Raw genomic sequence first — 24,091 nt, 5'->3', positions numbered from 1 at the left:
GGTCAGGCCGGGAACTCGATGTCGAAGGTTGGGTAGTCGGGTTGGGGGCACGGGGAGCCTTGGTGGCCCAGGGCTTCGTAGAAGGGGGCGGAACGTTCGTGGTGAGCTTGCCACTCGAGGTGGCGGACTCGGGTGGAGGCCCAGGTGGTGACGGCGGCCATCAGGGCGCGACCTACGCCGGTACGGCGGTTGGCCGGGTCGACGTAGAGGTCGTGGAGACGCCCTTGGTGGACGCGGCCGGCGCGGAGGTGCGTTCCGTAGTCCTGCACTACCGCATAGCCCACCAGCCCACCGTCGTCGTACCCGAAGGCGGCCCACCGGGGGTCGTCGACCAGCTCCTCGTAGAGCGGGCGGGTCTCCGCCTCGGACATCGCGGTGCCGAACCCCTGCACCAACGGCCACAGCTCATCCCAGTCGTGCAGAGTTAAGCGTCGTACGGGCATGACAGGCAGGATGGCAGGCCGGTCGATGAGGAGGCACCTGGTTTTGGGCTCAGTTGAAGGTCAGGGTGGCGAGGGTGGCCTCGGCGGTGGTGGCGTCGGGTGGGGACGCGTTGGGGAGCGTCACGACGAGAAGAGCCTTGATGTCTCCGGCGGTGTGATTGAAGGCGTAGCGCAAGGTGGTGCCCTGCAGTGTGCAGGAGTACCAGGAGAGGTCAGGGAGGCCGGCCAGTGGAGCTGATGGGGCTGTCTTGCACCAGTGGGAGTCCAGCGTCTTCTGAAGAAGGGCTGCCTCCTGGCATGCCTCGTCCGTACTCGCCGTACGGAGCGCCTGCTCGGGTGCGTTCGCGACGATGACAACGGTCTTGTGGTCGGATGAGTTGATGCTTGCGATCTCGGCGTCGGTGCGGTCGCATTGGCCCGGTGTCCAGCCGGACGGCACGCTGATCGTCACCTGATGATCCGGCGGCCGTGCGACAGCGTCCGGGACCCTCGCGATGCTGAGGATCGCCGAGGTCGCGATCACCACAGCCGCGACGGCGCCGGCCGCGAATCTGATCGGACCACCGGCGGGCACCACGGGGGCCGGGGGCCCACCCTTCCACCCTGGACCGACCGGGCGCACCACCGGCTCGGTCTGGCACAACAACGCGAACGTCAACGGAATGATCAGCAGGTTCCACTCGACCCGCGAGCCGTTGTCGAAGAGGCCGATCCCCGCGCCGGCCCCGATCGTGAAGGCCGCCAGGCTGATCAGGGTCGCCCACGTCGCCATCGCCAGCACCGACTTCCAGGCCGGCTTCTCCCGCTCGTCCCGGGTGTCGACGAGGAACCGCCACGCCACCGGCAGGATCACCAGCAGTACGGCGGCGGCCGTGGCCGGCGATCCGGATAGCAACGCGTCGATGCCGAAGGCCGAGATCGTCGACCCGATCAGCGTCTGCACCAGTAACGGCGAGACCGCGCCGATGTCGCGGACGCGGATCGCGACGACCAGTACGGCGATGCACACGCACACCACGAGGCGCTGCGGAGACGCGAGCAGCTGGTCGCTGGAGATCCTGTGCTTGCCGACGGCAACCTGCACGGCGCTCGGCAGAGCCCAGAAGACGAAGGCGAGTCCGAACGCCGTCCCCGTCGTCAGCCGCCGATCGGACCGCAGGTACACACTGGTGACCCAGGCAACCACCACGATCGCGGCGAGACCGTCGTACCGCTGGAACCACAGACCCCAGTCCAAGGCCGTCGGCGCCCAGTCTCCGCGGACGATCGGACCGACGACCAACTGAAGCAGGGATCCGGCCACCAGCAACACCGAGGGCAGACCAAGTGCGGCGATTGCGACGGCCACGGTACTGCGCAATCTGCCAGGAGCGATCGGGTTGCGATACTCCCATCGCAGGGCCGCCACGCCGGCTGCCGCCACGAGGACGCAGTACGCCCACTGCCAGATCGAGCCGACCCGCCAGATACCTGTCGAGGTGGAGCCGAAGGCACCGAGGTAGCCGAGGGTCAGGACGGCCAGAATGAGTACGGCGGCCGCGATCACCACGCCGCGCCGATGCAGGACACGCAACCTGGCGAGCCGGCCGGCCAGCGACACCTGCGCCCGGGCGAACTCCGAACCGGACAGCAGGATCAGGATGACCAGCCAGCCGGTGAGTCCGGCTGCGGCGACCCCACTGAAGAGCTTCAACGCCGACGCGGATCGAGGCGCCCGCAGGGACGCGGCGACGTCGGGCGCCAGACCGCCGGCGAGATGGAACGGGATGACGTTCGTGACGTGGCTGGACCACGCCCAGACGGCGATGGTGATCCACAGCGGCACGCTGATGATGAAGCCGGTCGTCACCGGTGACCTGGTGAGTCGCCTGGCCGGCAACAGGAGCCACACCGCTGGGACGAGACTGGCCACGACCATGAGGCCGAGCGTCCACCGCGGCACGGAACTCCACTCGACCCGGAAGGATGGGAGCTCCTTGGCGACCAGTGCGATGCTGCGCGCCAACCGGGTCGCACCGTCCAGGACGCTGAAGCTCACGCCACACGTGAGCAATGCCGTTGCTCCGAGCAACGGGCGGGCGTTCGTCGCGACCGCGGCGACGGTCGCCACCGACCAGGCGCCGAGGGCCAGCGACGCAAGCATCAGTACTACGGTCGCGTCGGCGATCGGCGTGCTGTAGAACCACACCTGCGGTTCCGTCGGCCCGATGTCGTAGACGCCCCCGACGATGGCCAGGCCGGCCGCGACCAGCGCGGCCGCGCCGAGCCGGATGCTGGTGTCGTACGGCGCCTCTGCGATGCCCGGGCGAATCAGGCGGTCGCCGAAGTACTGCCGCAGCCGCCCGACAGGCCCACCGAGTGCGGCTGTCGTCATGATGCCCCCTGACGTGAGTATGGCATCGCAGCAGCGACTGTTGACAACATGTTGTCGAGATGACAAGGTGTTGTCTATGGAGACAGCGTATGCAGCGGTGTATGACACGTGGGCAGACTGGGAGATCGGGCATCTGCTGGTCGAGTTGCGGACCGGGCGGTTCACCGGGGTGCCGTGGCAGGTGGTGACTGTGGGCGAGTCGACGGAGCCGGTCGTGACGATGGGAGGGCTGCGGGTCGTGCCCGACATGGCGCTGGCGGATGTCGAGCCGGACGACGGCGATCTGCTGGTACTCGCGGGATCCGGGCTCTGGGACACCGGGCAAGGGGACGCGTTCGCGAAGTTGGCGCAGCGGTTCCTCGACAGCGGGATCCCGGTGGCGGCGATCTGTGGGGCGACGTCCGGGTTGGCGCGGGCCGGTCTGCTGGACAACCGGAAGCACACCAGCGCAGCGAAGGAGTACCTGCAGGCCACCGGCTACCAGGGCAGTGACAACTACCTGGACGAGCGGGCCGTCGTCGACGGTGACCTGATCACGGCCGGGCCGGATTCGCCGGTGCAGTTCGCGCGGGCGACGTTGCAGCGGCTCGGGCTCGCGGACGAGCGGAAGCTGGACGCGTACGAGGGCGTGTTCCACCGGGCCGACGCGGCCGACTATCCGATCCTGGTCGGATGACGGTTCCACCTCGCGACGACTGGCCGAAGCCGGCCAAGCAGACGGAAGGTGGTGCGCTGTTGACCGACGTCATCATCGCCACCTTCCGCCTGAACACACGGCTGATGGAGGCAGCCCAGGACCTGGCCGCGCACGGCGGACTGACCGCCGCGTGGTGGCAGGTCCTCGGCGGCGTCCTGGACGAGCCGCGCTCCGTCGCCGATGTCGGCCGGATCATGGGCGTCAGCCGGCAGGCGGTCCAGCGGATCGCCGACCTCCTGGTCGACCGTGGCCTCGCCGAGTACCGCCCGAATCCGGCGCATCGCCGCGCCAAACTGCTCGCCTGTACCGAGGCCGGCTACTGGGCGATCCGGCAGATCTCCGTCGCCCAGCATCCGTGGTCCGCCAAGCTCAGCAAGTCCGTCGACCTCGATGAGCTGCGTACGACGCTCGCCACCATGCAGACCCTGATCACCAAGCTGGAAGAAGCCTGACCGCCAGACTGCGACCGTAGGTGTGGCGCGTGGTGAAGGTAAGCCGCGTCCCGGCCACGGTCCGCACCACCTGTACGCCGGGGGCCGGGAACGCGGGCCGAAGATACTGAGCCCAGAGGTTGACCGTGATGGTGTCGCGGGCGGTCGTGGGATCGGACACGGCGATGGTGACCGCGCTCGACTGGCGTCGGAGCAGGACGGAAGCAGGCCCGTCGATCGTCAGTCCAGGGAGGTGGTGAGCGCCAGGCGTGAAGGTGTTGGCGCCGGTCAGCCGCAGACCGAGGTGCTGGATCGCCTGCATTCGTGGGGTGTTCGACAGCACCGCGATCCGGCCGTGCTGATACGAACGCAGCCCGGATTCCGTTGCGTTAGGCACCAATGCGTAGGCCATCGACCGCGTGACCCCGGCGGCCTGCGCGACGGTCAGACCGAAGACCTGCTTGGTCACCGCGGTGTCCGGGTTCGACGTCCGCACCACGCGCCGGCTCCGGGTCACCTGCTGCAGCTCCACCGACACCTGGCTCGGCTGCAGGAAGTAGTAGCCGAGTGACACGCCGCCGCCCGCATACCGCAGCCACCGCGGATCGACCGTCCCTGTCCCGGCCCACGCGCGGCCATCCCGCCGTACGCCGGTGATGGCGACAGCGTCCCCGGTCGCCGCGATACGGGTGTCGAGTGTCGTGGTCACTGCACGATCCGCGTCGCCCACGCCGGCCGCGAGGACGACGATCTCGTCGTCGAGCAGGAACCACGACTTGGTCGCCGACGCGTTGCGGCACACCACGAAGTCGTCCGGCAGGCTGTCGCGCGACGCGTAGGCGAAGTCATCCGACTGCACCCACCCGACCGCGCCGTACGCGTCGAGCGTCGCACCGCCGGAGTAGGCGTTGGTGCCGGTCGGGAAGTACACATAGGTGTTCTGCGACTCCGACGACGCGGTGAAAGTCGGCGGGTTGTCGTAGTACTGCGTCCCGTACAGCTCCGGGATCGTCTTGCGGGCCTCGACCGGCGCGGTGACACCGCCCAGCGCGTACGGCGAAACAGTCGTGAAGTAGTCAACGCCGTACGACGTGGTCTGGTCCTGGCCGGCCAGGTAGAGGTAGTGCGCGCCGTCGCCCTGGAACCACGGCATCAGGTTCTCGCCGCTCATGTACTCGTACTTGCTGATCCGCTCCGAGTTCCGCGCCAGCGCGAACGCGAACCCCGGCCGCCGATGCACAGTGCGGTCCATCGCGTTGAACGCCGTACTGCTCGCGGCCGGGTTGAGGTCGGCCGGAACGATTGCCGGGTCGGCCTTGATGTCGGCGAACCGCGCGACGCTGACCGGGGAGACGAAGGTCGTCGGGTTGATCGTCGGCCGCGCGGTGAACTTCGCGAACGACTTGAGCCGGGACGCGTCCGCGCCGGTCGCGTAGTCGGCCAGATCGACGATCGCCTCCACCACGACCGCGACGTCGTCGTACCCGGTCGCCGTCCGGGACACGGCGCGACCCTTGACGATCTCCATCATCCAGCCCTCGAAGATCAGCGGCGCGAACCCGTGCTCGACCCAGCCCTGGACCACGCCGACGAGGTCGTCGCCCTGCGCGTACTCGGTGCCGTCGAGCACCTTGATGGTCTGCAGGACCCGGCTGAGCAGGGCCTTCCCGTACGACCCGGTGTACGCGACCGACGAGTGCTGGATGAACGAGCCGTCCGCGTAGTACCCGTCGGTGACGCCGTGCTGCAGGTTGTACGGGTCGACGGTCGCGAACACGGTGAACTGGTCCTGCAGCGCCTTCCGGATCCGCGCGTCGTCACCCATCAGCGCGCCCTGCAGGACCCGGTTCGCGGTGATGTCGACGAGGTTCGCGCCGGTGTGGAAGCGCGAGTCGAGGTCGACGTCGCCGTCCTTGCCGTTGCGCAGGTAGGCGTCCATCGAGGGCACGTACTGCGCGATCAGCGCGGCCGGCGCATCAAGCAGGGCGAGTGTCTTCGACACGTACGTCGAGATGCCGATCTCCCACGTGAACCAGTTGCCGTAGTACCCCTTCGACTGGTCGCCGTAGTAGTTCTCGTGCAGCCAGACCAGCTTCTCCGCGACCCGGGCCCGGACCTGCTCGTTGCCCTGCAGGTCCGAGGCCGGCCCAGGGCGTTTGGTCGCGAGCGCGATCTCGTAGAGGTGCTGGTACGACGCGCTGAGGTTGGGATCGCTGGTCCCGAGGGTGAGCCCGGCGAAGAGCTCACCGGCGCCGGCACGGTCGAGTGCCGCGAGCCAGGTCCGCGCGGTGCCGTCGAGGGCCGCGAGCTTGGCGGCGACTTCGGGGCGCGCGTTGGATTCCGCCGTACCGGCGTAGATCGCGATCGCGTTGGCGAGCAACTGGCTCGGATCGGCCATGGCCTTCAGGGTGGCAGCTCGGGCGGTCGGCGCGGGGTTGGCCGCGGTCAGCAGGGCGGTGGCGGGTACGAACGACAGCAGGCGGCGACGGGTGATGTCCACTGGTACTCCCGGGCGGATGGGAAAAACCTCACCCCCGGAGTCAACCAGCCGAAACTATTCTTCAGCAACCGCTTGCCACCGACTTCTTGGTCGTCCTCGTGGCATCGTTCCGCCGTGACCACGCAGACGTCACCGGACAGCCGGCTCGCCTCGGCTCTCCGGTTCACCACCGAGCTGATCGCCTGGATCGCGACCCCGTGGGCGCTCGCCCCGCACTCGATCCCGCTCGCCGTCGCGTCCGTCGTCGTACTGATAGGTCTGCCGACGATCTTCCAGACCCCAGGGGACAAGCCGCGCGTGATCGTCGCGGTGCCCGGGGTGGTGACCATTCTGCTGGTGCTGCTCCAGTTGGCCGCCGCGGTTGTCGCCGCTTGGTTTGCGTGGCCGATGGTGGTCGCAGTCGTGGTCAGCGTGCTTGCGGTTGGCTGTGTCGTGACAGAGCAGCCGCGGTGGCGGTGGTTGTTACGAGCCTCCGGCGCCGACTAGCTGGCCGTCCATCGAGAGGATGCGGATCGGGCCGCCGGTCGCCTTGGTCGGGATGACGAGGGCGAGTTGGTGGAGGTAGTCCTGGTGCAGGGTCTGCGTGTACTTGACCATGCTGCTGAAGGCGGTCGCCTCGCCGCTGGTCCAGTATGCGTTGGAACCCGGCTCGACCCGCTGCAGGTACTGCTCGGTGAGGGAGAGGAACACGAGCGCCTCGCCCGACGACGTGATGAAGGTGAGCGGGTCGCCGGACGGCTGGAAGGTGTCGGCGACACTCGCGATGTACGTCTCGGCGGTGTCCGCGACCTTGGACTTGGCGCCCAGCTCGAGCAGCTTCGACATCCCGGGGGAGGGCGTGAACAGCTTCGCCTGCGGGGCCTTCACACCGCCGGTCAGGTACGCCGCGAGGCTCGTGCCGACCGCGGTCGGCAGGCTGGCCAGCTTGTCCAGGTCGGCCTTGGCCGGAGTCCGCAGACCCTCCAGCAGCGGCAGCTTCATCGTCTTCGAGGGGTAGACCGAGTTCGTCAGCAACCACGGCGCGCCCGCGCTCTGCCGCTGCCAGACGCCGAGCTGGCGGCTCCCCGGGGCGTTCGAGACGCCGGAGCTGACCACGAACCGCATCGGGTACGACCCGAACTCGGGGGCGCCGATCTGCGGGTCGGTGTACGTGAACGGCTTGTCCTTGTCCTTGCCGGGCGCGTCGAGCTTGCGCCCGATCAGGAAGCCGGCCCGAGTCTGGGTGAGGGTCGGATCCGCCTCGATCGTCTCGGACAGGTTGGTGTCGCGGGCCTGGTTCGCCTGATTGTTGATCTGGTTGTAGCGCTGGACGACGGCCTGCGCGTCGGCGAGCGTCACGGCCGGGCGGCGCTCCGGCGCGGCGTCGCTGTTCTGGGCCGGCAGCAGGCCGCAACTCGTTGTCGTGAGCAACAATGCGCCGCTGGCGAGGAGTGCCGCCGTCCGCCGCACCGCCTCATCACTCTTCTCGAACTCCGGCGACTCCACCAACGAAACAGTCCCCACCCCGACGCCTCCTTGCTCCGCCGTCCGCCGTCCCGCCGGCTGCCCGCCCGTCGCCCGGCCGTGTGCCTGTCGGTCGTGCGCTGGCCGCCCGTTTGCTGGCGGCTCGTTCGCCGGTCGATCGTCCGCGGGGTGCTCGTGTGCCGGCCGCTCGTGCGCCGGCCGCTCGTTCGTCGGTCGGTCGTGCGCTGGCCGCCCGTTCGCCGGCTGCTCGTAGGACGGTCGGTCGTACGCGGGTCCGGCGTACGTCGGCCCGCCGTAGGGCGGCTCGTTGGACGGTGACCGGTCGCCGCGCGATTCGCCGTACCCGCGCTTGTCGGAGTGCTCGGTGTACCTCGGCTCGCCGTAGGTGGTCACGCCGACCCCGACCAGGAGTCCGGGCGACTTCGCCCTGGCGACCGCAGCCGCCGACATGAACATCGGAGCGGCCGGCACGGCCGGGGGCGGCGGTGCGGGCGCGAACGGGCTCGCCGTGACACGCGCCGGCGCGAACGTGGTCGCCCCGGACGAGGTGGTCGCCGCGGACGAGGTGGTCGCCGCGGACGAGGTGGTCGCCGCGAACGAGGTGGATGATGGGGTGAGGGCGGGTGCCGGGGCGGAGGTCGGCGCCAAAGTGAGGGAGGCTAGCGCGGGCTCGAGTGCCGTGGCGGGCTGGAGCGCGGCAGTAGGCTCGACGATTGCCGCAGTCTGGATAGCCCCTGCCCCAGCCCCATAGCCAGCGCCAGCCGCAGCGCCAGCGCCAGCCGCAGCGCCAGCGCCAGCCGCAGCGGCAGCGGCAGATCCGGCGCCGGCCGCATTGGTCGCGGCAGATCCGGCGGGGGTGGGTGCAGCTTGACGGGCTGTGGGCAGGGCGACCACCGGGAAGGCGGTGATGGTCGTGGCCGGGCTGCGGCGGAGGGTGAGGGTTAGGCCTAGGGCGAGGGCGACGATGCCGGCGCCGAAGGTGATGAGACTGATGCCGAACGCGCGGTGGACCTCGACGCCGAAGCGGACCTGTGCGCCCACCGCCGGGCTCCCGTCCGCGTTCATCACGACCACGTCGTACCGGCCGTCCTGGATCGGCCAGGCGACCGACGACTGTCCGGTGCCAGACTTCGCGACCCACCAGTCGAGGTCGCCCGGAGCCGTCAGCTTGGTGCTGCGGCCGCGCATGTCCTGGGTGCCGAATGTGGCCGGCGGGTCGAAGCGGATCAGCCGCGTGTGCGCGGCGCCGGCCAGGTAGTCGCGGACGTCGAGGTCCTGCCCGATGCCGACGAACAGCGGCTTGCCGCCGGTCGCGGTCACATGCAGGGTCGGGCCGTGCCGGTCGAGCAGGTCGGGCGCGGTGATGACGGCCAGGCCCTCCGTGGTCAGCTCCCGGGCGGACGTGGAGATCATGTTGTCCGGGCCGACCAGCCAGAAGGCCGCCACGGCTCCGGCGACGGTGACCACGAGACCGGCCAAGCCCAGCAGCAGGCCCAGGGCGGTGCGGGCGAAACGCATGAAAAGGCTCCCGTTGTACGACGAAAACCCAGCCCGCGGCGGGTGGACCGGGCAACGGGACCCCCGCCGGGACCCTCAGTGGCCCGACGATCACCCGTTGCTACTGAATAACTGAGCGCACAAGGATCTGTTACTGTCCCATCAATTAGCGAATGGCCATTCACAAACTCGGAGGTGGCTGGATGGCCCGGCCGCGACTCGTGAGTGACGACGTGATCCTGGACGCGACCCGCCAGGTCCTCGCCGAGCTAGGGCTGGCGAAATTGACCCTGGCGGCAGTCGGTGCCCGCGCCGGTCTCGCACCGCCGACGCTGCTGCAACGGTTCGGCTCCAAGCGCGGTCTGCTGCTCGCCTCGGCCGCCAGATCGCCGTTGATGCTGCTCCGTGCGGCCGAGGAAGCGGAGGCGCGGAACACATCCCCAGTGGCCGCGCTGCGGGATTTCACGCTGACGGCCGTTGCCCACATCAAACACCGTGAGGAGCTCGGCAACGGGTTCGACGTCACCGAGCCCGACTTCCGGCAGCACGCGCTCGCGCACTCGGCGGCGATCGTGGACTTGCGCCCGGCTCTACCAAGCCGCTGTGCAAGCCGGTGAGCTGCGCCCCGACACCGACGTACCGGCGCTTGCTCGCCACACCCTTGTCTGTTTCACCGGCGCTCTCCAGGTCTGGTCAGTGACCGACTCGGGTTCTCTCCGCGACTTCCTGGCCGACCAGCTGGACCTGATGATCGCGCCCTACCTCGTCCAGCAGTGACGATCGCGACCCGGAGTTGCGCACGGTTGACCAAGGCAACGGTCTGGACCGCACCTGGGTCAACCGTTTGATGCAGAGGTGAGTGCACAACAAAGCCCAGGTCCCGAAACGTGGGCCTGGGCTTTGACATCTGGAGCGGGTGACGGGAATCGAACCCGCACTGTCAGCTTGGGAATCGCACCCGGCTCCCCCGCCGCCACTCAGCCGCGCTTGCCCAAGTCGGCCGGTTCCGGCCTGGAGTACCCCTCCCTGGCCACCCGGAATGGCACACCAATGGCACGACTCTAGGCATCTCGCGCACCGCCTACGAGCGGAACTGTTGATGCGGATGTGTCTCTGACATTCTGCACGCATGGCTGCCCGAGTTTGTTATGCCTGTAAGACGAAGGCACACATGGCGCGTGTCGACGGGTCCGGACGGGCTCGGTACTTGTTTGACATGAGATCGGGCACGGGCGTCACCCGCCTCAGCGCAGCTTTCACCTGTGACCAATGCGGCGCCATGAGCATCGGCCAGATGTTCCAGGACGGTGATCAGTCGGAGTGGCGGGACATCGAGTACGACCTAGAGCAGATGGACAGCATGGAGTGGATTCCAGCCCATGCGACCGGCCGCGAGTTTCCGGATGTGCCTGGTCACATCGGCGAGGCTGCGTCGGAGGCGTTCAAGTGTCAGAGCGTCCAAGCCTTCCGCGCGTCCTGTTCGTTAGCTCGCGCCGTCATCGAGGCCACCGCCAAGCACAAAGGCCTGACCATGAACGGAATAGCCGCCAAGGTCGACGCGATGGCTGAAGCTGGGTACATCCGGCCGCACATCCAGGAGGCAGCCCACGAGGTGCGATACCTCGGGAACGAGATGGCGCACGGTGACTTCATCGACCCGGTGACCTCGGAGGAGACCGCGCTGGCGCTGGAGCTGATGGCTGAAGTTCTTGACGAGGTGTTCCAGTCGCCGGCCCGCGTGACTCGCGCTCGGGAGGCTCGTGAAGCTCGGCGCTCCGGAAGCCTCTAAGCCAGCCTCGCGAGCCCAGACTCGCCCAGGGAGGTTGAGGAATCCGAAACGCCCGACCTTCTGATCCGTAGGAGCCTGCGTCATCAGCTCGCAGACCTGCTGCCCGCTGGGCCGCCGTGCCAGAGGTAGCGCATGTGACCAGTTTGTACGGGGCTGTTGGGGTACGACTGGAGTACGGAATCGATGGGCCCCCGGGCCGCCGGCGCAGAACTGTCGACCTGGGCGGCCATACTGCTTGCATGGAAGATCACAACCGCGTGGAACTAAACATCGTCTCCGATCCCACCTCGATCCGCGGGAGCGCCGGAGTCGTGTCCACCACTGGCGTGCCGGAAGGCATCGCACCTCCCTCGGGCTCATTGACGCCCCCTCCCGCGTCTTCGCTGACCCCTCCGCCTCCGACTTCCCAGGCGGGCGGCGGGTCCGACTCTGGCTCCGGGGAATCGAAGTAGTCCGATGATCCCGTCCGGACTCGCAGCACTTCTCGTCGTGCTCGCGCTCGTTCCGGGCTGGTACTACCTACGCCTGACGAGCCGTCTTCGCGCTCGCACGAAGACGAGCGGTCTGCAGGAACTGCTGGAGTTCGTCTCAGTCGGCGCCTTGACGACCGGGACGGCCATCCTGATCGTCGTACTGATTCCATACCGGTTGCACCCGTGGACGCTGGACGTTGATCAGTGGACGAGCGATGGAGCAACCTATCTTCGCGATCACGCCCGCAACGCGGGTTGGTCGGTCGTGACGGTCCTCCTCCTCGCGCTCGTGATCGCCACACTCCTGTACGTGCTCCAGCGGCAGTGGAAAAGCTCGGAGTTTCGTCCCGATGGGAACGTCTGGGTCCACTCACTCGGGACCCGGCCCAAGGGCACGTGCCCATGGGTTGCCGTACGCCTACAAAACGGACAGCTCGTAGAGGGTGTGCTCCACTCATACACCATCGAGGACCTCGGCGGGGATCGGGACATCGCCCTGTGTTGGCCGATCCGTGCTGCGGCCAGCGATGGCGCCGATCCGAAGTGGCTGAGCCTCGATCGATTCATCGTGTCGCGCGACAAGATCGACTACATCTCGGTAACCCATCTCGAAGAGGCGCCGAACGTCCTGGACACTCGGGAGAAGCCAGCAGAATCGCCGTCGACCGCTACACCTGCCCCGTCCTCCTGATAGCTGCAAACCCAGGGCAGCGCGGTGCGGGTCAAGAGTCGGCTTGCCGATCCCGTAGGGACGCGAAGCGCTCTTGACGCGTGGCGTGGTGGCCGGACAATCGAGCGACCAGGGGGACGAGGCCAACCCGCCGGCCATTCGCCGTTCTCAATCGGCTCGGACTCGCCTGGTCGGGGTGAGCGCTTCGGGATCGGCCAAACGTAGAAGGTGCGCGCGGCGGAGGGCGTCGGCCGGAGGTCGCAAGCCCGGGCCGCGCTGCGCGCCGCTTGCGGCGTGCCTTGATTCTTAAGAGGTGAAACCGGCAACAGAGCTCCGGGCTGAGGCTTTCGGCGAGGATGCGCGTTCAGCGGTGCCGACGGACAGATCGGAGAGCGATGCGTCCGTTCGGTGTGATGCGCGACGCAGTCACTGGGTTGCCCGGGATCGTCATCGGGCGGGCCGCGCAGGACTCCAAGGGCGATGCGACACGAGTAGGTATCGGACGTAACGCGATTGGATCAGGACGCGATAGTGTTGACATCAGCGTCGAGACGATTGGGGAGGGGGTAATTGTGGGCATGAACTTCTATGAACGCCTCGCCGCCAGGTTTCTTCTAACCGCTAAGTTTGCCGAATTGAACGGCGAGCAGTTTGAGACCTTCTTTCAAGACTTAATGGCCGCCCGGCACGAAGATTTCCTGGACGTCCGTACCGCGGGAAGCCTCGGGGATCTCGGTAGCGACGGTATCTCGCTCTACTCGGGCAAGCTGTATGCGTGCTACGGGCCGAAGACCCTGGACGAGAAGAAGGTGTCAAGCAAATTCGCCGAGGATCTCGCCAAGGCGAAAGCCAAGCGTCCCGGTGAATTTGAAATCTTCGTATTTGTGCATAACGATCTGCGTGGAGTTCATCCGAAGGTCGCTGGAATGATCGCCAAGGTCAACGCCAGCGATACGCTGGCGTTTGAAAACTTCGGGTTCCGCAAATTTCGCGACGAAGTAATGAAGCTCGATCGGACTCAGGCAGAAGACTTGCTAGGCGCGGAACTGCCAGTTCAGGATATGGTCTTCGGTATTGGCCTTGATGAGTTGAAGCCGCTGCTTGATCACCTGAGTGAGCATCGGGTGCGGCCTGACGTCTTGCAACCTCTCGAGGCTCCCTCTGAATCAAAGCTGGATTATAATGAATTTAGTGACGATACTCGCGAGGAGATTGTCAGGCTGCTATATCTCGGTACGCCAATAGATGCCTACTATGCGAATCGGGTAGATGTCACCGAACGCGACGAGGTAGCATCGGGATTTCGCGAGGAGTATGAGCGGCTTCGTCAAGAATACACTGACCCCGATTTAGTTTTCTGGGGCCTTGAGCGGTACATACTTGGCAATGCTTCGGTTCCTCTGCGACAGAGCAATGTCGCCAAGGCTGTCGTCACCTACTTCTTTCAGAGTTGTGATGTCTTTGATAATCCACCTGCGGGTTGGGCGACTCACGAGCGGACGGCACGGTGATCATTCCAACAAAAGGCATCGCTCCGCAGCGGGCACTCCTCAGCGTGGGTGCTCAGATTGCGTCTGTCCTGCATGAGCCGATGACCGTGAGTCAAATCTGGGTACGGCTTCAGTCCTGGCGTGAAGAGAACGCGCATAAGGCGCCAGTTCCGTTCTGGTGGTTCGCGCTTGCACTGGACGTGCTGTTTGCTATGGACGTCGTTCGCTTCGATGGCGATCTTGTGGCATTGAGGAGAGCCGATGCTTAGGAGCATCAAAGCCAATGATGATCGGTTCAAGGCGCTCACCTTTCAGCCGGGATTGAATATCCTCGTCGCGGACAAGACCGCCAGTTCAACGGACACTGACAGTCGGAACGGTGCTGGAAAGTCCAGTCTCATACAAATTCTTCACTTCTTGTTGGGCGCAGACGCCGGAAAACGGTCCTTTCTTGACCGTCCCGAGCTCCGAAGGTATGAGTTTGAGTTGCACCTAGATTGGCCTCGGACTCAATCAGGACTTACCGTCCGACGGGCGGTGGCATCACCGGCCGATATTATCCTTGACCCAGATATTGCCGGGCCTGGTCCAGCATCGGACGGGCCGAGCAGAAAATCTTTGCCTGAGTGGCGCCGATTGATCGAACGAGACCTGTTCGGACTTCCAGATGAGCATCCGGGAATCAGCGGCCGCTCCATGCTCGCGTTGTATATGCGCCGGATCGGTTCTAATTCCTTCAATGAAGCTGTGAAGACCGCTTCCCAGCAGTCGCCGGCCGAGGCGAGTGCGAACGTGGCGTACCTCCTAGGCCTCGATTGGAGGCTTGCGGCCAGATACCGGGATATCAGTGCGCGTGAGGCGATGCGAAGGCAACTTGTCCAGGCCGCAAAAGACCCTATTTGGGGAAGGATCGTTGGCCGCTCTGCTGAGCTGCGCGGTCAGATCACGGTTGTACAGCAACGGGTATCGAACCTCGAAGGCCAAATCCAGGATTTTCGCGTTGTGCCGGAGTTTGAGGGCTTGCAGTCTCAAGCTGATTCGATTGCTCAGAGAGTCCGACTCCTTCGAGAGGAAGACATCGTCGATAGGCGGAACCTGCAAGATTACGAACGGGCCTTAACGGATTCAGTAGATCCCGAAGTTGACTATCTGGAATCGGTCTACTCTGAGCTAGGTGTTGTCCTCGGTGACTCGGTAAGGCGTAGATATGAAGAGGTTGAGGAGTTTCATCAGACAGTTATTCGGAATCGTCGCATGTATCTCGAAAGTGAGCTGGCGTCGGTTCGAGAACGTATCGATCGACGGAGTGCTGAGCGCGAGACGCTTGGCGAGGAGCAGGCAAGGGTTCTCCGGCTATTAAATGAAGGTGGAGCACTAGAGGCTTTGACCGCCCTTCAGGAAATCCTTGGCCAAGAGCGTGCGACACTCGAAGCGCTACGACACAGATATGAAGCGGCTGTCGCGCTTGAGGCCAGCGCTGCCGAGATCAAGGCTGAGCGGGGCAAACTAGAAGCTGAAATACGCATGGACTTGCGCGAGCGTGATCGCATCATCACCGATGTTAATATGCGTTTCCTGGGGTATGCCAACCGTCTCTACGGGGAAAATCGGGAAGCGTATCTAGACATAGATCCGACCGCGACTAGTTTGAAGATTTCTCCGCACATCGACAGCCAAGACAGTCGCGGCATTGGGAACATGGTCATCTTCTGTTTTGACCTGGCGGTTGCGGTAACCGCCCTCCGAGGGCACCGCGGCCCAGACTTTATTGTGCACGACAGTCATCTATTTGACGGCGTCGACGAACGGCAGTTAACGCGAGCCTTGAGTCTCGCGCGAGAGGTTTGCGAAGAGGAGTCAATGCAGTATTTGACCGCTTTGAATTCTGACGAGCTATCGAAGGTCAGGTCTCTAGGAGTCGATTTGACATCGAATTACCTAGAGCCACGTCTTACGGACAGCTTTGACGATGGTGGCTTGTTTGGATGCCGATTCGCGTAGCGATATTCTGATTCTGAAGCGACACACGGACCTCCGCATCGTCAGCCGCTCAAGTCCTGGTCCAGCCGGTTCCGCCGCAGGCCGTGCAGGGCTCGTGTTCGGGTTCGGTGACTACCTTGCCGTTCTTGATGCGGGTTTTCTGTACGACGGTCCATCCCCTGCCGTTGCAGGTGGGGCAGGGCTGTCGCGATGGCTGGTTGGGCTTTGGCATCGCGTGTCCGTTCGTCGGGTCTGGACATGGCCGCGCCCTTGCCCAGAGGTGTGCGGAGGAGCCAGGGCAAGGGCACGGGGTGGTGGGCGAGGCCGGCGCGGATGCAGGGATCTACACGCCGGCCTCGCCGGCTTACGGGGCGGTGGTGGGGATGACCCGGCCGCCGATGAGGTGTTCGAGGCGGTTCTTCACTTCGAGAGGGCTGCCGAGGCCGGCGAAGTGGAGGAGGCTCGGGATCAGGACCGTGGTGATCTCCAGGGCCGTGACCTGCTGCACTAGGCCGGTGAAGGCATCGGGTGTGCTTGCCTGGTCTTCGACGTGGATGTAGGTGAGTGCGTAGCCCCAGTCGCCGGCGAATCGGGCCACGTCCATCCGGACCCGCTCCAGTTCGGAGTCGGTGATCAGGAGACTTGCGTTGACGTATCCAACGGCGGCCGGTTTGTGGGTCATTGGTCGGTCGCCTCCTCGTTGGTGACACGGAGGCTGGCGAATCGTCGGCGCATGGCGTCTTCGAAGCGGGCCGCGTAGTCGGGGTCCGAGACGTGATCGATGACCAGGTGCTCGCCGAACCACACACAGACCCGGCGTAGAGGCTGCTCGGTGGCCGGCGCGCTCATTGGACCCGGCTCCGCACCAAGGCGAGAAGGATTCCGTCGAGGACTACACCGGCAAGTACGAGGATCGCGAACGCCGTAAGCATGATCTGCACCCCGTTGTTGTTGAGGGCGAAGCGAAGGGCTTCGGTAACGGCCTCAGTGCGCTACGTGATCAAGAGTGGCGATGCGTGAAGGGGGCAACTTTCACAGCTTGTGAAAGTCTCCGCGGCCTGTCAGAGACCGATCCACGCGGCGTACCGGGTAAGCGACTCGGACGGGTGGCGGGAGATGTGGAGGAGGTCTTGCACTACGCCTCGGACCAGCGGGTGCCGGCGGGCTTGGCCTGGCGCGACCTGGCGGGCGATGTGCAGATGTCGCAGGGCCTGCTCTGGGACGTTCAGGCGCTGGTAGGCGCGGGCGAGGTCGAAGTGGTGGTGCCCGATGCGGGTCGGGAGCCAGCCGCGGGGAAACTGGATGAATTCGCCAAGGTGGATGGCGTGGGAGTAGTCGCCGAGCTCGATCATCGTGATGACCCGATGGACGGCGACGTTTGTGGGGCCGAAGCCGAACCAGAAGGTCTCGAGATCTTCGCCGGTCAGGTCGGCGTAGCGCTCGGCTTCGTTGAGGTAGTCGCTGACTGCGGAGGCATCGCCGGCCCGCGCTGACAGGACTGCCGCGCCGAGGTTCAACTGACCTGAGGCGATCAAGGCTCCGGGCGTCTTCGGATCTGTGCCCTCGAGGTGGGCTCGGCCGGCGTTGTTCAGGTGCCAGCAGGTCTCGTAGTCGTGGCGGCGCAGGTACGCGGTGATCCGCAGGTATTCGCGGGCTGCACGAAGTGCCGGTGCCCGATCGCCTGCCTGTCGAGCTGCCCAGTCCATCCGGTTGAGCGCGATCAGCGACAGGTCGGGGTAGCCGGCGGCGATGCCAACTGTGTGCGCGCAGCGGTACGCCTCTGCCAGCAGACCCCAGGCGTCGGCTCGATCGGTCCCGGTCCAGGTGTTTGCTGCCGCGTGGAGTTCGGCGTACAGACCGGGCAGGACCGGCGTCATCGATTCGTACCGGGCGGCCTGGCCGACGACGTTGGCGACCCGGACCGCCTCGCGGAGGACGGGTAACGGGCGCGGCGTGATGGTCTCGTCCGGGTCCAGGTCGTAGAGATCGAGCTGGGTGCGTACCCGGCCGAGCGTCTTGCCTAACCGCTGGTCCTTCGTCGCCTCGGGTGCCGAATCGCCAAGCAGGACAGAGGTTTCGACGCCGAGCGCTCGGGCGCATGCCGCCACGAATCCCTCACTCGCAGGACGGCTGCCGCTCTCGACCTTGGTCAGGAGGCTGTAGGACACGTTCGCCAACGTGGCAAGGCCGTGTTGGGTCAATTGCCGGTGTTTCCGGAGCAGGGCGATCCGTGCCCCTACCTCCGCTGTGTCGCCCATGCCTCGAATCTCCCCAGGGATTCCGCGGCTCAGTCGTCACATGGCCGCTGGAACAGCGCACCCGAAGGGTAGTCGGCAAGGTCAAGTGTGCGGACGTGCTTGAAGCCGTTGTGGAGGTAGTAGTTGTGGAGGCCGGTGTTGTCGGTCCAGACGTCGATGCGGAGCCAGTGGAGGCCGAGGCGGTGGGCTCGGTGGCAGGCCCAGTCCATGATTTCGGTGCCTAGGCCGGCGTGCTTGCGGCGGACGATGAGGCGGTGCATGTACATCGCCGGGTCGGCTTGTTCCTCGGGAGTCCAGAGGCGCGGGTCCGAGAATGTGTCCAGTGCGACCGTGGCCATGGTGGCCTCGTTCTCGTCGCGGATCATCCAGGTTTCGCCGGCCTCGATGCTGGCGAGGATGCGGCGGTTCTGTTCCTCAGGGGTGGGCCAGGCGACAGCCCATTGGTTGATGCCCTGCTCGGCGAGCCATCCGCTGGCCTCGGTGCGCAGGGTGAGGATGACGCCCAGGTCGTCGGCGTCGGCGCGCTCGATGATCATGCCTCGGCGCCCTCTTGGGCAAGGTACGCGCGCACGTCGCCGAGTTCGTAGATGACCCGGTTTCGGTCGCTCGCGAAGGTCGTCAGCGTGAGACGCAAAGGGCGTTGGTCGCTGTACGTCGTACGCGCGTAGACGATGACCGGTGTTCCTGAGCCGAGCTGGAGCTTGCGGGCCTCGTCCGGGGTCGGCATGCGGGCGGTGATCTCGTCGCGGTAGCCGATCTCCTCATGCCCGACCTTGGCCATCGCTCGGATCACGCCGCCCGGAATGTCGTTCGGCACGAGGAGGCCTGCCTGCTGGGCGATGTCCATCGGGTAGTAGCTGACCTGGATGCTGAGCGGCTGGTTGTCGGCGTACCGGACGAAGCCGCGGGACACCAGCGCGTCGCCTTGGTCGACCTGGAGTCGGTTGGAGAAGTCAGGGCCGGCTACTTCCAGGCTCATCGCGAAGTCGCGGTATTCCGCGTGGCGTCCCTGCTCGGCCATCTCGGACTGGAAGGCGTCGGCCTGGTCGGAGGCTCGGCGGTCGCGGGTCTCGGCCCAGGTCGCGTGATAGTCCGCCATGATCCGCTCGCGGACGATGGTCCCGCGGCCCGGCGTGCTGGTGATCATGCCTTCGTTCTGGAGCATGCCGACCGCGAGGCGGACGGTGTTCCGGGATACGTCGTGCGAGGCCATGAGGTCTTGCTCGGTCGGCAGGCGTTCGCCGGCCTTGATCTTGCCGGTGCGGATCTGCTCGCGCAGCTCGGCTGCGATGCGCTGGTAGAGCGGTGCTGACTGTGCCATTCGAGGGAACCTCCTGGTTCGTACCAACCAATGGTCCCATTTTCCTTGACTTCGCACCAACCCCACGGTAAAGATTGGTCTCGTACCAAACATTGGTACGAATCCAATGAAGGGATCAGATCCATCATGGGTATGCCGAGAAGGATCATCGTTGAGTTCGGCGACACGTTTCCCCATGGTCTGTTCGCGGTCAGCGAGGTGATCGCGGCTCGGGACTTCGAAAAGTCCACCAAGACCAACCCTGTTCAGACGATCGATGAGGACTCCGGCCTTCCGGTCTGGACGCTCGACGTGATGGATGGTGACCCGGAGGCGCGCAAGGCGGACCGGACGTTCACGGTCCGGATCATCTCCAAGGTGCAGCCGGTGCTCCCGCCGGCTCTTCCGGGTCTGCCGTTCACGGCAGTCGAGTTGCAGGGCATGACGGCCGCGCCGTGGGTCGACACCCGGAGTTGCTCGGCTCCGGATGAAGGCCGCTCGCACCGCTGCCGGGCGCGTCAGGGCTGGAGCTTCCGATGCATGGGCCTCCGGTCGCCGAAGAACATGCCGGGTTCGGGCGCGACCGAGCAGAAGGCGGCCTGACCATGAGCGTCGCGGAGAGCGTGGACCCCGGTCAGTACCTGGCCTATCAGAACGGTCGCGCGGCATTCCTGCTGAGCGAGCTGCTGACGGGCGAGCCGAGCAAGTTCGTTCGCTTCGAGGCGCGCACGTGGCTCAACCAGCACCAGGCCTGGCTCTCGGACTCCGACGAGGAGAGCGACCCCTGGGAGGACACCGACGACACGGACGAGGACGACCTACCCGCCGACCGGCCCGGTAACCGCGTCCTCTACTCGGAGGGGTGGCTGTGATGACGCCTTGGCGTGAGGCCGCGCCGGGCGAACTCTGCACCTGCGGGCGGGAGGCTCGGGAGGTCTTCATCCGGGCGGACGGCGACGAGATCGGTTACTGCGGTATCCCGGACGGCGGCGCCAAGGGTCCGTGCCCGTTCTGCGGCAAGCGCCGGCACACCCCGGGTCCGTGCCCGAAGTACACCCTCCGCCTCCCGGTCGAGCCGGTGATGTGCGATGAGTCGCGACCGAACGGCGGGTGACCAACATGGCGAAGATCAAGGGCAAGGAGGTCGGGACGGGTCCGGTGAACTTCCGGGCCCCCTCGGTCGCCATTCGGCTCAAGTGGGTCGTGATCTGGTACTGCCTGCGGGCGATGATCCGCGCGACGCGCTGGCTGATCCGGCACCCGCTGTTCGTCGTCGTCCCGCTGCTGGGCCTCAAGGCGTATCAGCTCTGGACTGGCGGCGAGGCCTGGTTGGTCATTGCGACTGCGGCTGTACCGGCGACCGGCCTAGCAGGTTGGCGCTGGCGGTGGCCCGACTCGTTCGCGCAGCGGATCATCTGGCGGCTGCGTGGCTCACGGCGACGCTTCATGGAGTACCGGACCCGTTGGGACACGACGATGCGGGCGCTCAACCTCACGGTGCGCCTCGACGATCGGACGTACGTTCCCCGGATCGTCAAGGTTCGGTCGTCCGGCACGGTCGATCAGGTGACGGTTCGGCTGTTGCCGGGTCAGATCCTGACCGACTACGCCGAGCACTCCGAGCGGTTGGCACGCACCTTCGGTGCTGAGGATTGCCGAGTCCGTTCGGCGGCGTCGATGATCCCGGCATGGTGGCCGGGCGGCTCTGAGGGCTGGATGGCGCGTCTCTTCGCTTGGGCGCTGCCTCGGCGGTCCGATCGTCTGGTGCTGTGGTTCCTGACCAACGACCCGCTGCGGGAGGTCGTCGCTCCGATCCCTGCGGCTGATCCGCCGAACCTCCAGGCTCTCGACGTGGCGCGCCGCGAGGACGGCCTGATGTTCCGGCTTCGGCTGCTGTACACGCATCTTCTGGTGGCCGGCGCGACCGGTGCTGGTAAGGGCTCGGTGCTGTGGTCGATCATCGCGGCACTCGCTCCGGGTATCCGGTCGGGCCTGGTTCAACTCTGGGTCCTCGACCCCAAGGGCGGCATGGAGTTGGCGCTCGGCCGGCGGTTGTTTCACCGGTTCTGCTATGGCTCCGATCCGGCGATGGATGGTGCCAGCGATGCCGAGTACGAAGAGGCCTTCGCAACCCTGCTTGAAGATCTGGTGGCAATCATGCGCCGGCGGCAGGGCAAGCTCCGCGGCTTCTCCCGTCTCCTCAAGCCGAGCCGCGATGAGCCGTTCATCGTCCTGATCGCGGACGAGCTCGCTTCTCTGACGGCGTACGTCACCGACCCGGCGATGAAGAAGCGGATTGCCAAGGCGTTCTCACTGCTCCTGTCTCAGGGCCGTGCCGTTGGCATCACCGTGGTAGGCGCGTTGCAGGACCCGCGCAAGGAAGTACTTCCGTTCCGCGACCTATTCCCGACTCGGTTGGCGCTGCGGATGGCGGAGGCCGAGCAAGTTCGCCTCGTCCTCGCCGATGGAGCCCGCGAGCGGGGCGCACGCTGCGACAAGATCCCCGAGACCCTGCCCGGCGTCGGATACGTCGCCGTCGACGGCGAGACCGAGCCCATTCGAGTCAGGTTCTCCCACATCACCGATGACGACATTGCCGACCTCGTGAACATCTACGCGCCAGATCTGATCGGCGCTACCGAACGCATCGCGAACCCGGAAGGAGTGGCAGCATGACCGCGCGGCGGCAGGTACCTGGGCAACTGCTCCTCCCGTTGGTGCCGGGACTCTCGAAGAAGTCGCGGGCCTCGCTTGTGCAGCGGATCGACGTTCGTTGGCAGGACAAGGCCTACTGCGCCGGCTACCTCGACACGGACGACTTCTACCCCGACGACGAGACCAGGCGCGGCGTGCGGCGTACGACGAACCCCAAGGATCTTTGCGCCTTCTGTCCGGTCGTCCGGTCCTGCGTGGCTGCTGCGATCGTCGCCGACGAACACGGTGTGTGGGGTCGTACGACGGAGGACGAGCGCGACGCCATCCGCGAAGAGCTTGCCTTCGGCGCCGACGTTGACCGCGCGCTGAGTGTCGTTCTCGACGGCCCCGCGGCGCTCTGGATGACGGCGGCATGAACCTCACCGCACAGGCCACCCTCGACCGGTTCCCGCTGGACGTTGTCCGGGACCTGGCCGTGACCAACGGCGTCTGCGTACGCCCGGTGCTCAACAGGGTGTTCGACACACAGACCGGCACCGACCGAGTGGTCGGGGTGTCGTGCGGTTCCACGCTGGTCAGCAAGTGCCCTCCCTGCGCCGAGGCGAACCGTCGCCTCCGCATGTTGCAGTGCCGCGAGGGTTGGCACCGCGACTCCGAACCCGAAGCGCCGGCGGACGACGTACCCGACGACGAACCAAATGCGGCTGACGAGCCGGAATCCACTCGCCGAGTTCGATCGACGCGACGACGCCAGGACGCCGCAGACCTCCCGAAGGTCGAGATGGACAAGCGCACCGTTGGTGCGACCTTCACCGGTGCCAAGGGCAAGACCTATCGCCCGTCGATGTTCATCACACTCACGCTCGGCTCGTACGGCGCGACCCACCGACTGCCGCACCGCGTGCCGGGCAAGGGTCTTGTGCCGTGCGACTGCGGCGTGATCCACGGCCAGAACTCGCCGCTGCTCTCGACCCCGGTCGACCCTGACACCTACAACTACCGCCGTGCTGCGCTCGACGCCTTGCACTTCCCGAAGCTCGTCGACCGCTTCATGCAGAACCTTCGCCGTTGCGCCGGCTACAAGGCGCAGTACTTCGCGGTGGTCGAGCCGCAGAAGCGTCTAGCACCTCACCTGCATGCCGCCGTCCGGGGCGTTGTTGCTCGGGAGACGGTCCGTGAGGTTGCCAAGGCGACGTACCACCAAGTGTGGTGGCCGAGCCATCGGCGGCCCGTTTACGGCTGTGCCTCGAACCTGGAGATGGCCGTGTGGGACGAGATGGCCGGGGCTTTTGTGGACCCGTCGACCGGCGCTCTGCTCCCGACCTGGGAACAGGCCCTGGACGACCTCGACGCCGACCCGGCGGCCCAACCTGCGCACGTCGTCCGCCTCGGCTCGCAGATCGACTACCAAGGCATCATCGCCGACTCCGACGCCAAGGTCGGCAAGGCAGTCGGCTACCTGACCAAGTACCTCGGCAAGGCGATCGGCGAGACCTACGGCGACGACCGGGACGAACTCCACCCGGCTCAGCTCGCCCACATGAACAAGCTGCACGCCCATGTGCGGGTCCTGCCCTGCTCGCCGGAGTGCGCCAACTGGCTCCGGTACCGCGTGACCCCGAAGGACGCCACCGGCAGCGTCGTACCCGGCGAATGCCCGTCCAAGGCCCATGACCGCCAACACCTCGGCCTCGGCGGTCGACGCGTCCTCGTCTCGCGCCAGTGGACAGGCAAGACCCTCACCGAACACCGCGCCGACCGATCCGAGGTCGTCCGCCAAACCCTGGCCGCCGCCGACGTCGAGATGGACGACCAGAACGAGCTGGCCACGCACACCGACGACACCGAGGCACCTCGCTTCATTTGGCAAGCGATCCGACCTGGCGAGGAACGCGGGCCGCGTCGCCTCCCGACCCACAAGGAAGTCATGGCGGAAGCCATCGCCACCCGCATCCGGTGGCGCACGCAGTACGAGCAAGCCAAGCAACGTGCCAATCCATCCGGCGCACCACCGGACGAAACCAATTCGGCAACTGACGCATCCGCCGCAACCGCGGCATAGGAATCTGG

General features: G+C 66.1%; 25 protein-coding genes. 16 read left to right on the top strand and 9 right to left on the bottom strand.

What is annotated here, in order from left to right; all coding sequences use genetic code 11:
* Positions 1-2: 2 nt before the first annotated feature.
* Together ACXC9Q_RS11635 and ACXC9Q_RS11630 are read right to left on the bottom strand one after the other, a co-directional pair.
* Positions 3-443, bottom strand: coding sequence for an N-acetyltransferase family protein (locus ACXC9Q_RS11635; protein ID WP_457056481.1), 441 nt, complete (start codon positions 441-443; stop codon positions 3-5).
* A 49-nt stretch (positions 444-492) separates the two neighbouring features.
* The gene (locus tag ACXC9Q_RS11630) at positions 493-2,817 is read right to left on the bottom strand and encodes a hypothetical protein (protein WP_457056480.1); all 2,325 of its coding nucleotides are present in this window, start codon (positions 2,815-2,817) and stop codon (positions 493-495) included.
* A 76-nt stretch (positions 2,818-2,893) separates the two neighbouring features.
* Between ACXC9Q_RS11630 and ACXC9Q_RS11625 the strand changes: the two genes are divergently transcribed.
* Together ACXC9Q_RS11625 and ACXC9Q_RS11620 are read left to right on the top strand one after the other, a co-directional pair.
* A complete protein-coding gene (locus ACXC9Q_RS11625; protein WP_457056479.1) occupies positions 2,894-3,493 on the top strand; it encodes a DJ-1/PfpI family protein in 600 nt (199 codons plus the stop codon).
* Positions 3,490-3,966: a MarR family winged helix-turn-helix transcriptional regulator gene (locus tag ACXC9Q_RS11620; protein ID WP_457056478.1), complete on the top strand. Its 477-nt coding sequence runs from the start codon at positions 3,490-3,492 to the stop codon at positions 3,964-3,966. The genes ACXC9Q_RS11625 and ACXC9Q_RS11620 overlap by 4 nt, the downstream gene beginning before the upstream one ends.
* Here the strand turns inward: ACXC9Q_RS11620 and ACXC9Q_RS11615 are convergent.
* The gene (locus ACXC9Q_RS11615; RefSeq protein ID WP_457056477.1) at positions 3,944-6,445 is read right to left on the bottom strand and encodes a polysaccharide lyase family 8 super-sandwich domain-containing protein; all 2,502 of its coding nucleotides are present in this window, start codon (positions 6,443-6,445) and stop codon (positions 3,944-3,946) included. The genes ACXC9Q_RS11620 and ACXC9Q_RS11615 overlap by 23 nt on opposite strands.
* A gap of 114 nt (positions 6,446-6,559) precedes the next feature.
* Between ACXC9Q_RS11615 and ACXC9Q_RS11610 the strand changes: the two genes are divergently transcribed.
* Positions 6,560-6,931 carry a hypothetical protein gene (locus ACXC9Q_RS11610; protein WP_457056476.1) on the top strand — a complete coding sequence of 124 codons (372 nt, stop codon included), beginning with the start codon at positions 6,560-6,562 and terminating at the stop codon, positions 6,929-6,931.
* On the opposite strand, the gene ACXC9Q_RS11605 is transcribed toward ACXC9Q_RS11610, so the two are convergent.
* Positions 6,908-9,427 (bottom strand): hypothetical protein, encoded by a 2,520-nt coding sequence (locus tag ACXC9Q_RS11605; protein WP_457056475.1) that lies wholly within the window; start codon positions 9,425-9,427, stop codon positions 6,908-6,910. The genes ACXC9Q_RS11610 and ACXC9Q_RS11605 overlap by 24 nt on opposite strands.
* A 182-nt stretch (positions 9,428-9,609) precedes the next feature.
* Here ACXC9Q_RS11605 and ACXC9Q_RS11600 point away from each other — a divergent pair, with 182 nt between their 5' ends.
* From ACXC9Q_RS11600 to ACXC9Q_RS11570, 7 genes are all read left to right on the top strand, one after another.
* On the top strand, positions 9,610-10,023 hold the full coding sequence (locus ACXC9Q_RS11600; RefSeq protein ID WP_457056474.1) for a helix-turn-helix domain-containing protein: 414 nt from the start codon (positions 9,610-9,612) through the stop codon (positions 10,021-10,023).
* On the top strand, positions 10,010-10,183 hold the full coding sequence (locus tag ACXC9Q_RS11595) for a hypothetical protein (RefSeq protein WP_457056473.1): 174 nt from the start codon (positions 10,010-10,012) through the stop codon (positions 10,181-10,183). Before ACXC9Q_RS11600 ends, ACXC9Q_RS11595 begins: the two co-directional genes overlap by 14 nt.
* Positions 10,184-10,685: 502 nt before the next feature.
* The gene (locus tag ACXC9Q_RS11590; RefSeq protein WP_457056472.1) at positions 10,686-11,195 is read left to right on the top strand and encodes a DUF4145 domain-containing protein; all 510 of its coding nucleotides are present in this window, start codon (positions 10,686-10,688) and stop codon (positions 11,193-11,195) included.
* A 456-nt stretch (positions 11,196-11,651) separates the two neighbouring features.
* A complete protein-coding gene (locus ACXC9Q_RS11585) occupies positions 11,652-12,359 on the top strand; it encodes a DUF6338 family protein (protein ID WP_457056471.1) in 708 nt (235 codons plus the stop codon).
* A gap of 392 nt (positions 12,360-12,751) precedes the next feature.
* Complete coding sequence (locus ACXC9Q_RS11580; RefSeq protein ID WP_457056470.1) at positions 12,752-13,849, top strand: ABC-three component system protein; 1,098 nt, start codon at positions 12,752-12,754, stop codon at positions 13,847-13,849.
* Positions 13,846-14,097 carry an ABC-three component system middle component 6 gene (locus tag ACXC9Q_RS11575; protein WP_457056469.1) on the top strand — a complete coding sequence of 84 codons (252 nt, stop codon included), beginning with the start codon at positions 13,846-13,848 and terminating at the stop codon, positions 14,095-14,097. The genes ACXC9Q_RS11580 and ACXC9Q_RS11575 overlap by 4 nt, the downstream gene beginning before the upstream one ends.
* A complete protein-coding gene (locus ACXC9Q_RS11570; protein ID WP_457056468.1) occupies positions 14,090-15,829 on the top strand; it encodes an ABC-three component system protein in 1,740 nt (579 codons plus the stop codon). The genes ACXC9Q_RS11575 and ACXC9Q_RS11570 overlap by 8 nt, the downstream gene beginning before the upstream one ends.
* 343 nt (positions 15,830-16,172) lie before the next feature.
* On the opposite strand, the gene ACXC9Q_RS11565 is transcribed toward ACXC9Q_RS11570, so the two are convergent.
* The 5 genes from ACXC9Q_RS11565 to ACXC9Q_RS11545 form a co-directional block, all read right to left on the bottom strand.
* On the bottom strand, positions 16,173-16,490 hold the full coding sequence (locus ACXC9Q_RS11565; RefSeq protein WP_457056467.1) for a hypothetical protein: 318 nt from the start codon (positions 16,488-16,490) through the stop codon (positions 16,173-16,175).
* Positions 16,487-16,657 (bottom strand): hypothetical protein, encoded by a 171-nt coding sequence (locus ACXC9Q_RS11560; RefSeq protein WP_457056466.1) that lies wholly within the window; start codon positions 16,655-16,657, stop codon positions 16,487-16,489. The genes ACXC9Q_RS11565 and ACXC9Q_RS11560 overlap by 4 nt, the downstream gene beginning before the upstream one ends.
* A gap of 212 nt (positions 16,658-16,869) precedes the next feature.
* Positions 16,870-18,066: a helix-turn-helix domain-containing protein gene (locus ACXC9Q_RS11555; RefSeq protein WP_457056465.1), complete on the bottom strand. Its 1,197-nt coding sequence runs from the start codon at positions 18,064-18,066 to the stop codon at positions 16,870-16,872.
* Positions 18,067-18,095: 29 nt separating this feature from the next.
* A complete protein-coding gene (locus ACXC9Q_RS11550) occupies positions 18,096-18,602 on the bottom strand; it encodes a GNAT family N-acetyltransferase (protein WP_457056464.1) in 507 nt (168 codons plus the stop codon).
* Positions 18,599-19,387, bottom strand: coding sequence for a GntR family transcriptional regulator (locus tag ACXC9Q_RS11545; RefSeq protein ID WP_457056463.1), 789 nt, complete (start codon positions 19,385-19,387; stop codon positions 18,599-18,601). The genes ACXC9Q_RS11550 and ACXC9Q_RS11545 overlap by 4 nt, the downstream gene beginning before the upstream one ends.
* 132 nt (positions 19,388-19,519) lie before the next feature.
* On the opposite strand from ACXC9Q_RS11545, the gene ACXC9Q_RS11540 reads away from it, so the two are divergent.
* Genes ACXC9Q_RS11540 through ACXC9Q_RS11515 form a run of 6 tightly spaced genes read left to right on the top strand, consistent with a single transcriptional unit; the run spans position 19,520 to position 24,083 of the window.
* Positions 19,520-19,969, top strand: coding sequence for a plasmid replication, integration and excision activator (locus tag ACXC9Q_RS11540; RefSeq protein WP_457056462.1), 450 nt, complete (start codon positions 19,520-19,522; stop codon positions 19,967-19,969).
* Between the two features lie 2 nt (positions 19,970-19,971).
* On the top strand, positions 19,972-20,238 hold the full coding sequence (locus ACXC9Q_RS11535) for a hypothetical protein (protein ID WP_457056461.1): 267 nt from the start codon (positions 19,972-19,974) through the stop codon (positions 20,236-20,238).
* The gene (locus ACXC9Q_RS11530) at positions 20,238-20,480 is read left to right on the top strand and encodes a hypothetical protein (RefSeq protein ID WP_457056460.1); all 243 of its coding nucleotides are present in this window, start codon (positions 20,238-20,240) and stop codon (positions 20,478-20,480) included. The genes ACXC9Q_RS11535 and ACXC9Q_RS11530 overlap by 1 nt, the downstream gene beginning before the upstream one ends.
* 5 nt (positions 20,481-20,485) lie before the next feature.
* A complete protein-coding gene (locus ACXC9Q_RS11525) occupies positions 20,486-22,042 on the top strand; it encodes an FtsK/SpoIIIE domain-containing protein (RefSeq protein ID WP_457056459.1) in 1,557 nt (518 codons plus the stop codon).
* Positions 22,039-22,437 (top strand): WhiB family transcriptional regulator, encoded by a 399-nt coding sequence (locus ACXC9Q_RS11520; protein ID WP_457056458.1) that lies wholly within the window; start codon positions 22,039-22,041, stop codon positions 22,435-22,437. Before ACXC9Q_RS11525 ends, ACXC9Q_RS11520 begins: the two co-directional genes overlap by 4 nt.
* A complete protein-coding gene (locus ACXC9Q_RS11515) occupies positions 22,434-24,083 on the top strand; it encodes a replication initiator (protein ID WP_457056457.1) in 1,650 nt (549 codons plus the stop codon). The genes ACXC9Q_RS11520 and ACXC9Q_RS11515 overlap by 4 nt, the downstream gene beginning before the upstream one ends.
* The last annotated feature ends 8 nt before the right edge of the window (positions 24,084-24,091 follow it).

This window comes from Kribbella sp. CWNU-51 (assembly GCF_054073265.1).
This window is presented reverse-complemented; position numbering and strand designations above follow the sequence as displayed.

What these genes read in the sequence shown, in the direction of transcription:
- ACXC9Q_RS11525 (WP_457056459.1), top strand. Translation starts at nt 20,486, where the DNA reads ATGGCGAAGATCAAGGGCAAGGAGGTCGGGACGGGTCCGGTGAACTTC.
- ACXC9Q_RS11535 (WP_457056461.1), top strand. Translation starts at nt 19,972, where the DNA reads ATGAGCGTCGCGGAGAGCGTGGACCCCGGTCAGTACCTGGCCTATCAG.
- ACXC9Q_RS11635 (WP_457056481.1), bottom strand. Translation starts at nt 443, where the DNA reads ATGCCCGTACGACGCTTAACTCTGCACGACTGGGATGAGCTGTGGCCG.
- ACXC9Q_RS11515 (WP_457056457.1), top strand. Translation starts at nt 22,434, where the DNA reads ATGAACCTCACCGCACAGGCCACCCTCGACCGGTTCCCGCTGGACGTT.
- ACXC9Q_RS11570 (WP_457056468.1), top strand. Translation starts at nt 14,090, where the DNA reads ATGCTTAGGAGCATCAAAGCCAATGATGATCGGTTCAAGGCGCTCACC.
- ACXC9Q_RS11620 (WP_457056478.1), top strand. Translation starts at nt 3,490, where the DNA reads ATGACGGTTCCACCTCGCGACGACTGGCCGAAGCCGGCCAAGCAGACG.
- ACXC9Q_RS11550 (WP_457056464.1), bottom strand. Translation starts at nt 18,602, where the DNA reads ATGATCATCGAGCGCGCCGACGCCGACGACCTGGGCGTCATCCTCACC.
- ACXC9Q_RS11520 (WP_457056458.1), top strand. Translation starts at nt 22,039, where the DNA reads ATGACCGCGCGGCGGCAGGTACCTGGGCAACTGCTCCTCCCGTTGGTG.
- ACXC9Q_RS11625 (WP_457056479.1), top strand. Translation starts at nt 2,894, where the DNA reads ATGGAGACAGCGTATGCAGCGGTGTATGACACGTGGGCAGACTGGGAG.
- ACXC9Q_RS11530 (WP_457056460.1), top strand. Translation starts at nt 20,238, where the DNA reads ATGACGCCTTGGCGTGAGGCCGCGCCGGGCGAACTCTGCACCTGCGGG.
- ACXC9Q_RS11540 (WP_457056462.1), top strand. Translation starts at nt 19,520, where the DNA reads ATGCCGAGAAGGATCATCGTTGAGTTCGGCGACACGTTTCCCCATGGT.
- ACXC9Q_RS11590 (WP_457056472.1), top strand. Translation starts at nt 10,686, where the DNA reads ATGAGCATCGGCCAGATGTTCCAGGACGGTGATCAGTCGGAGTGGCGG.
- ACXC9Q_RS11555 (WP_457056465.1), bottom strand. Translation starts at nt 18,066, where the DNA reads ATGGGCGACACAGCGGAGGTAGGGGCACGGATCGCCCTGCTCCGGAAA.
- ACXC9Q_RS11605 (WP_457056475.1), bottom strand. Translation starts at nt 9,427, where the DNA reads ATGCGTTTCGCCCGCACCGCCCTGGGCCTGCTGCTGGGCTTGGCCGGT.
- ACXC9Q_RS11600 (WP_457056474.1), top strand. Translation starts at nt 9,610, where the DNA reads ATGGCCCGGCCGCGACTCGTGAGTGACGACGTGATCCTGGACGCGACC.
- ACXC9Q_RS11630 (WP_457056480.1), bottom strand. Translation starts at nt 2,817, where the DNA reads ATGACGACAGCCGCACTCGGTGGGCCTGTCGGGCGGCTGCGGCAGTAC.
- ACXC9Q_RS11580 (WP_457056470.1), top strand. Translation starts at nt 12,752, where the DNA reads ATGCGCGACGCAGTCACTGGGTTGCCCGGGATCGTCATCGGGCGGGCC.
- ACXC9Q_RS11585 (WP_457056471.1), top strand. Translation starts at nt 11,652, where the DNA reads ATGATCCCGTCCGGACTCGCAGCACTTCTCGTCGTGCTCGCGCTCGTT.
- ACXC9Q_RS11565 (WP_457056467.1), bottom strand. Translation starts at nt 16,490, where the DNA reads ATGACCCACAAACCGGCCGCCGTTGGATACGTCAACGCAAGTCTCCTG.
- ACXC9Q_RS11545 (WP_457056463.1), bottom strand. Translation starts at nt 19,387, where the DNA reads ATGGCACAGTCAGCACCGCTCTACCAGCGCATCGCAGCCGAGCTGCGC.
- ACXC9Q_RS11560 (WP_457056466.1), bottom strand. Translation starts at nt 16,657, where the DNA reads ATGAGCGCGCCGGCCACCGAGCAGCCTCTACGCCGGGTCTGTGTGTGG.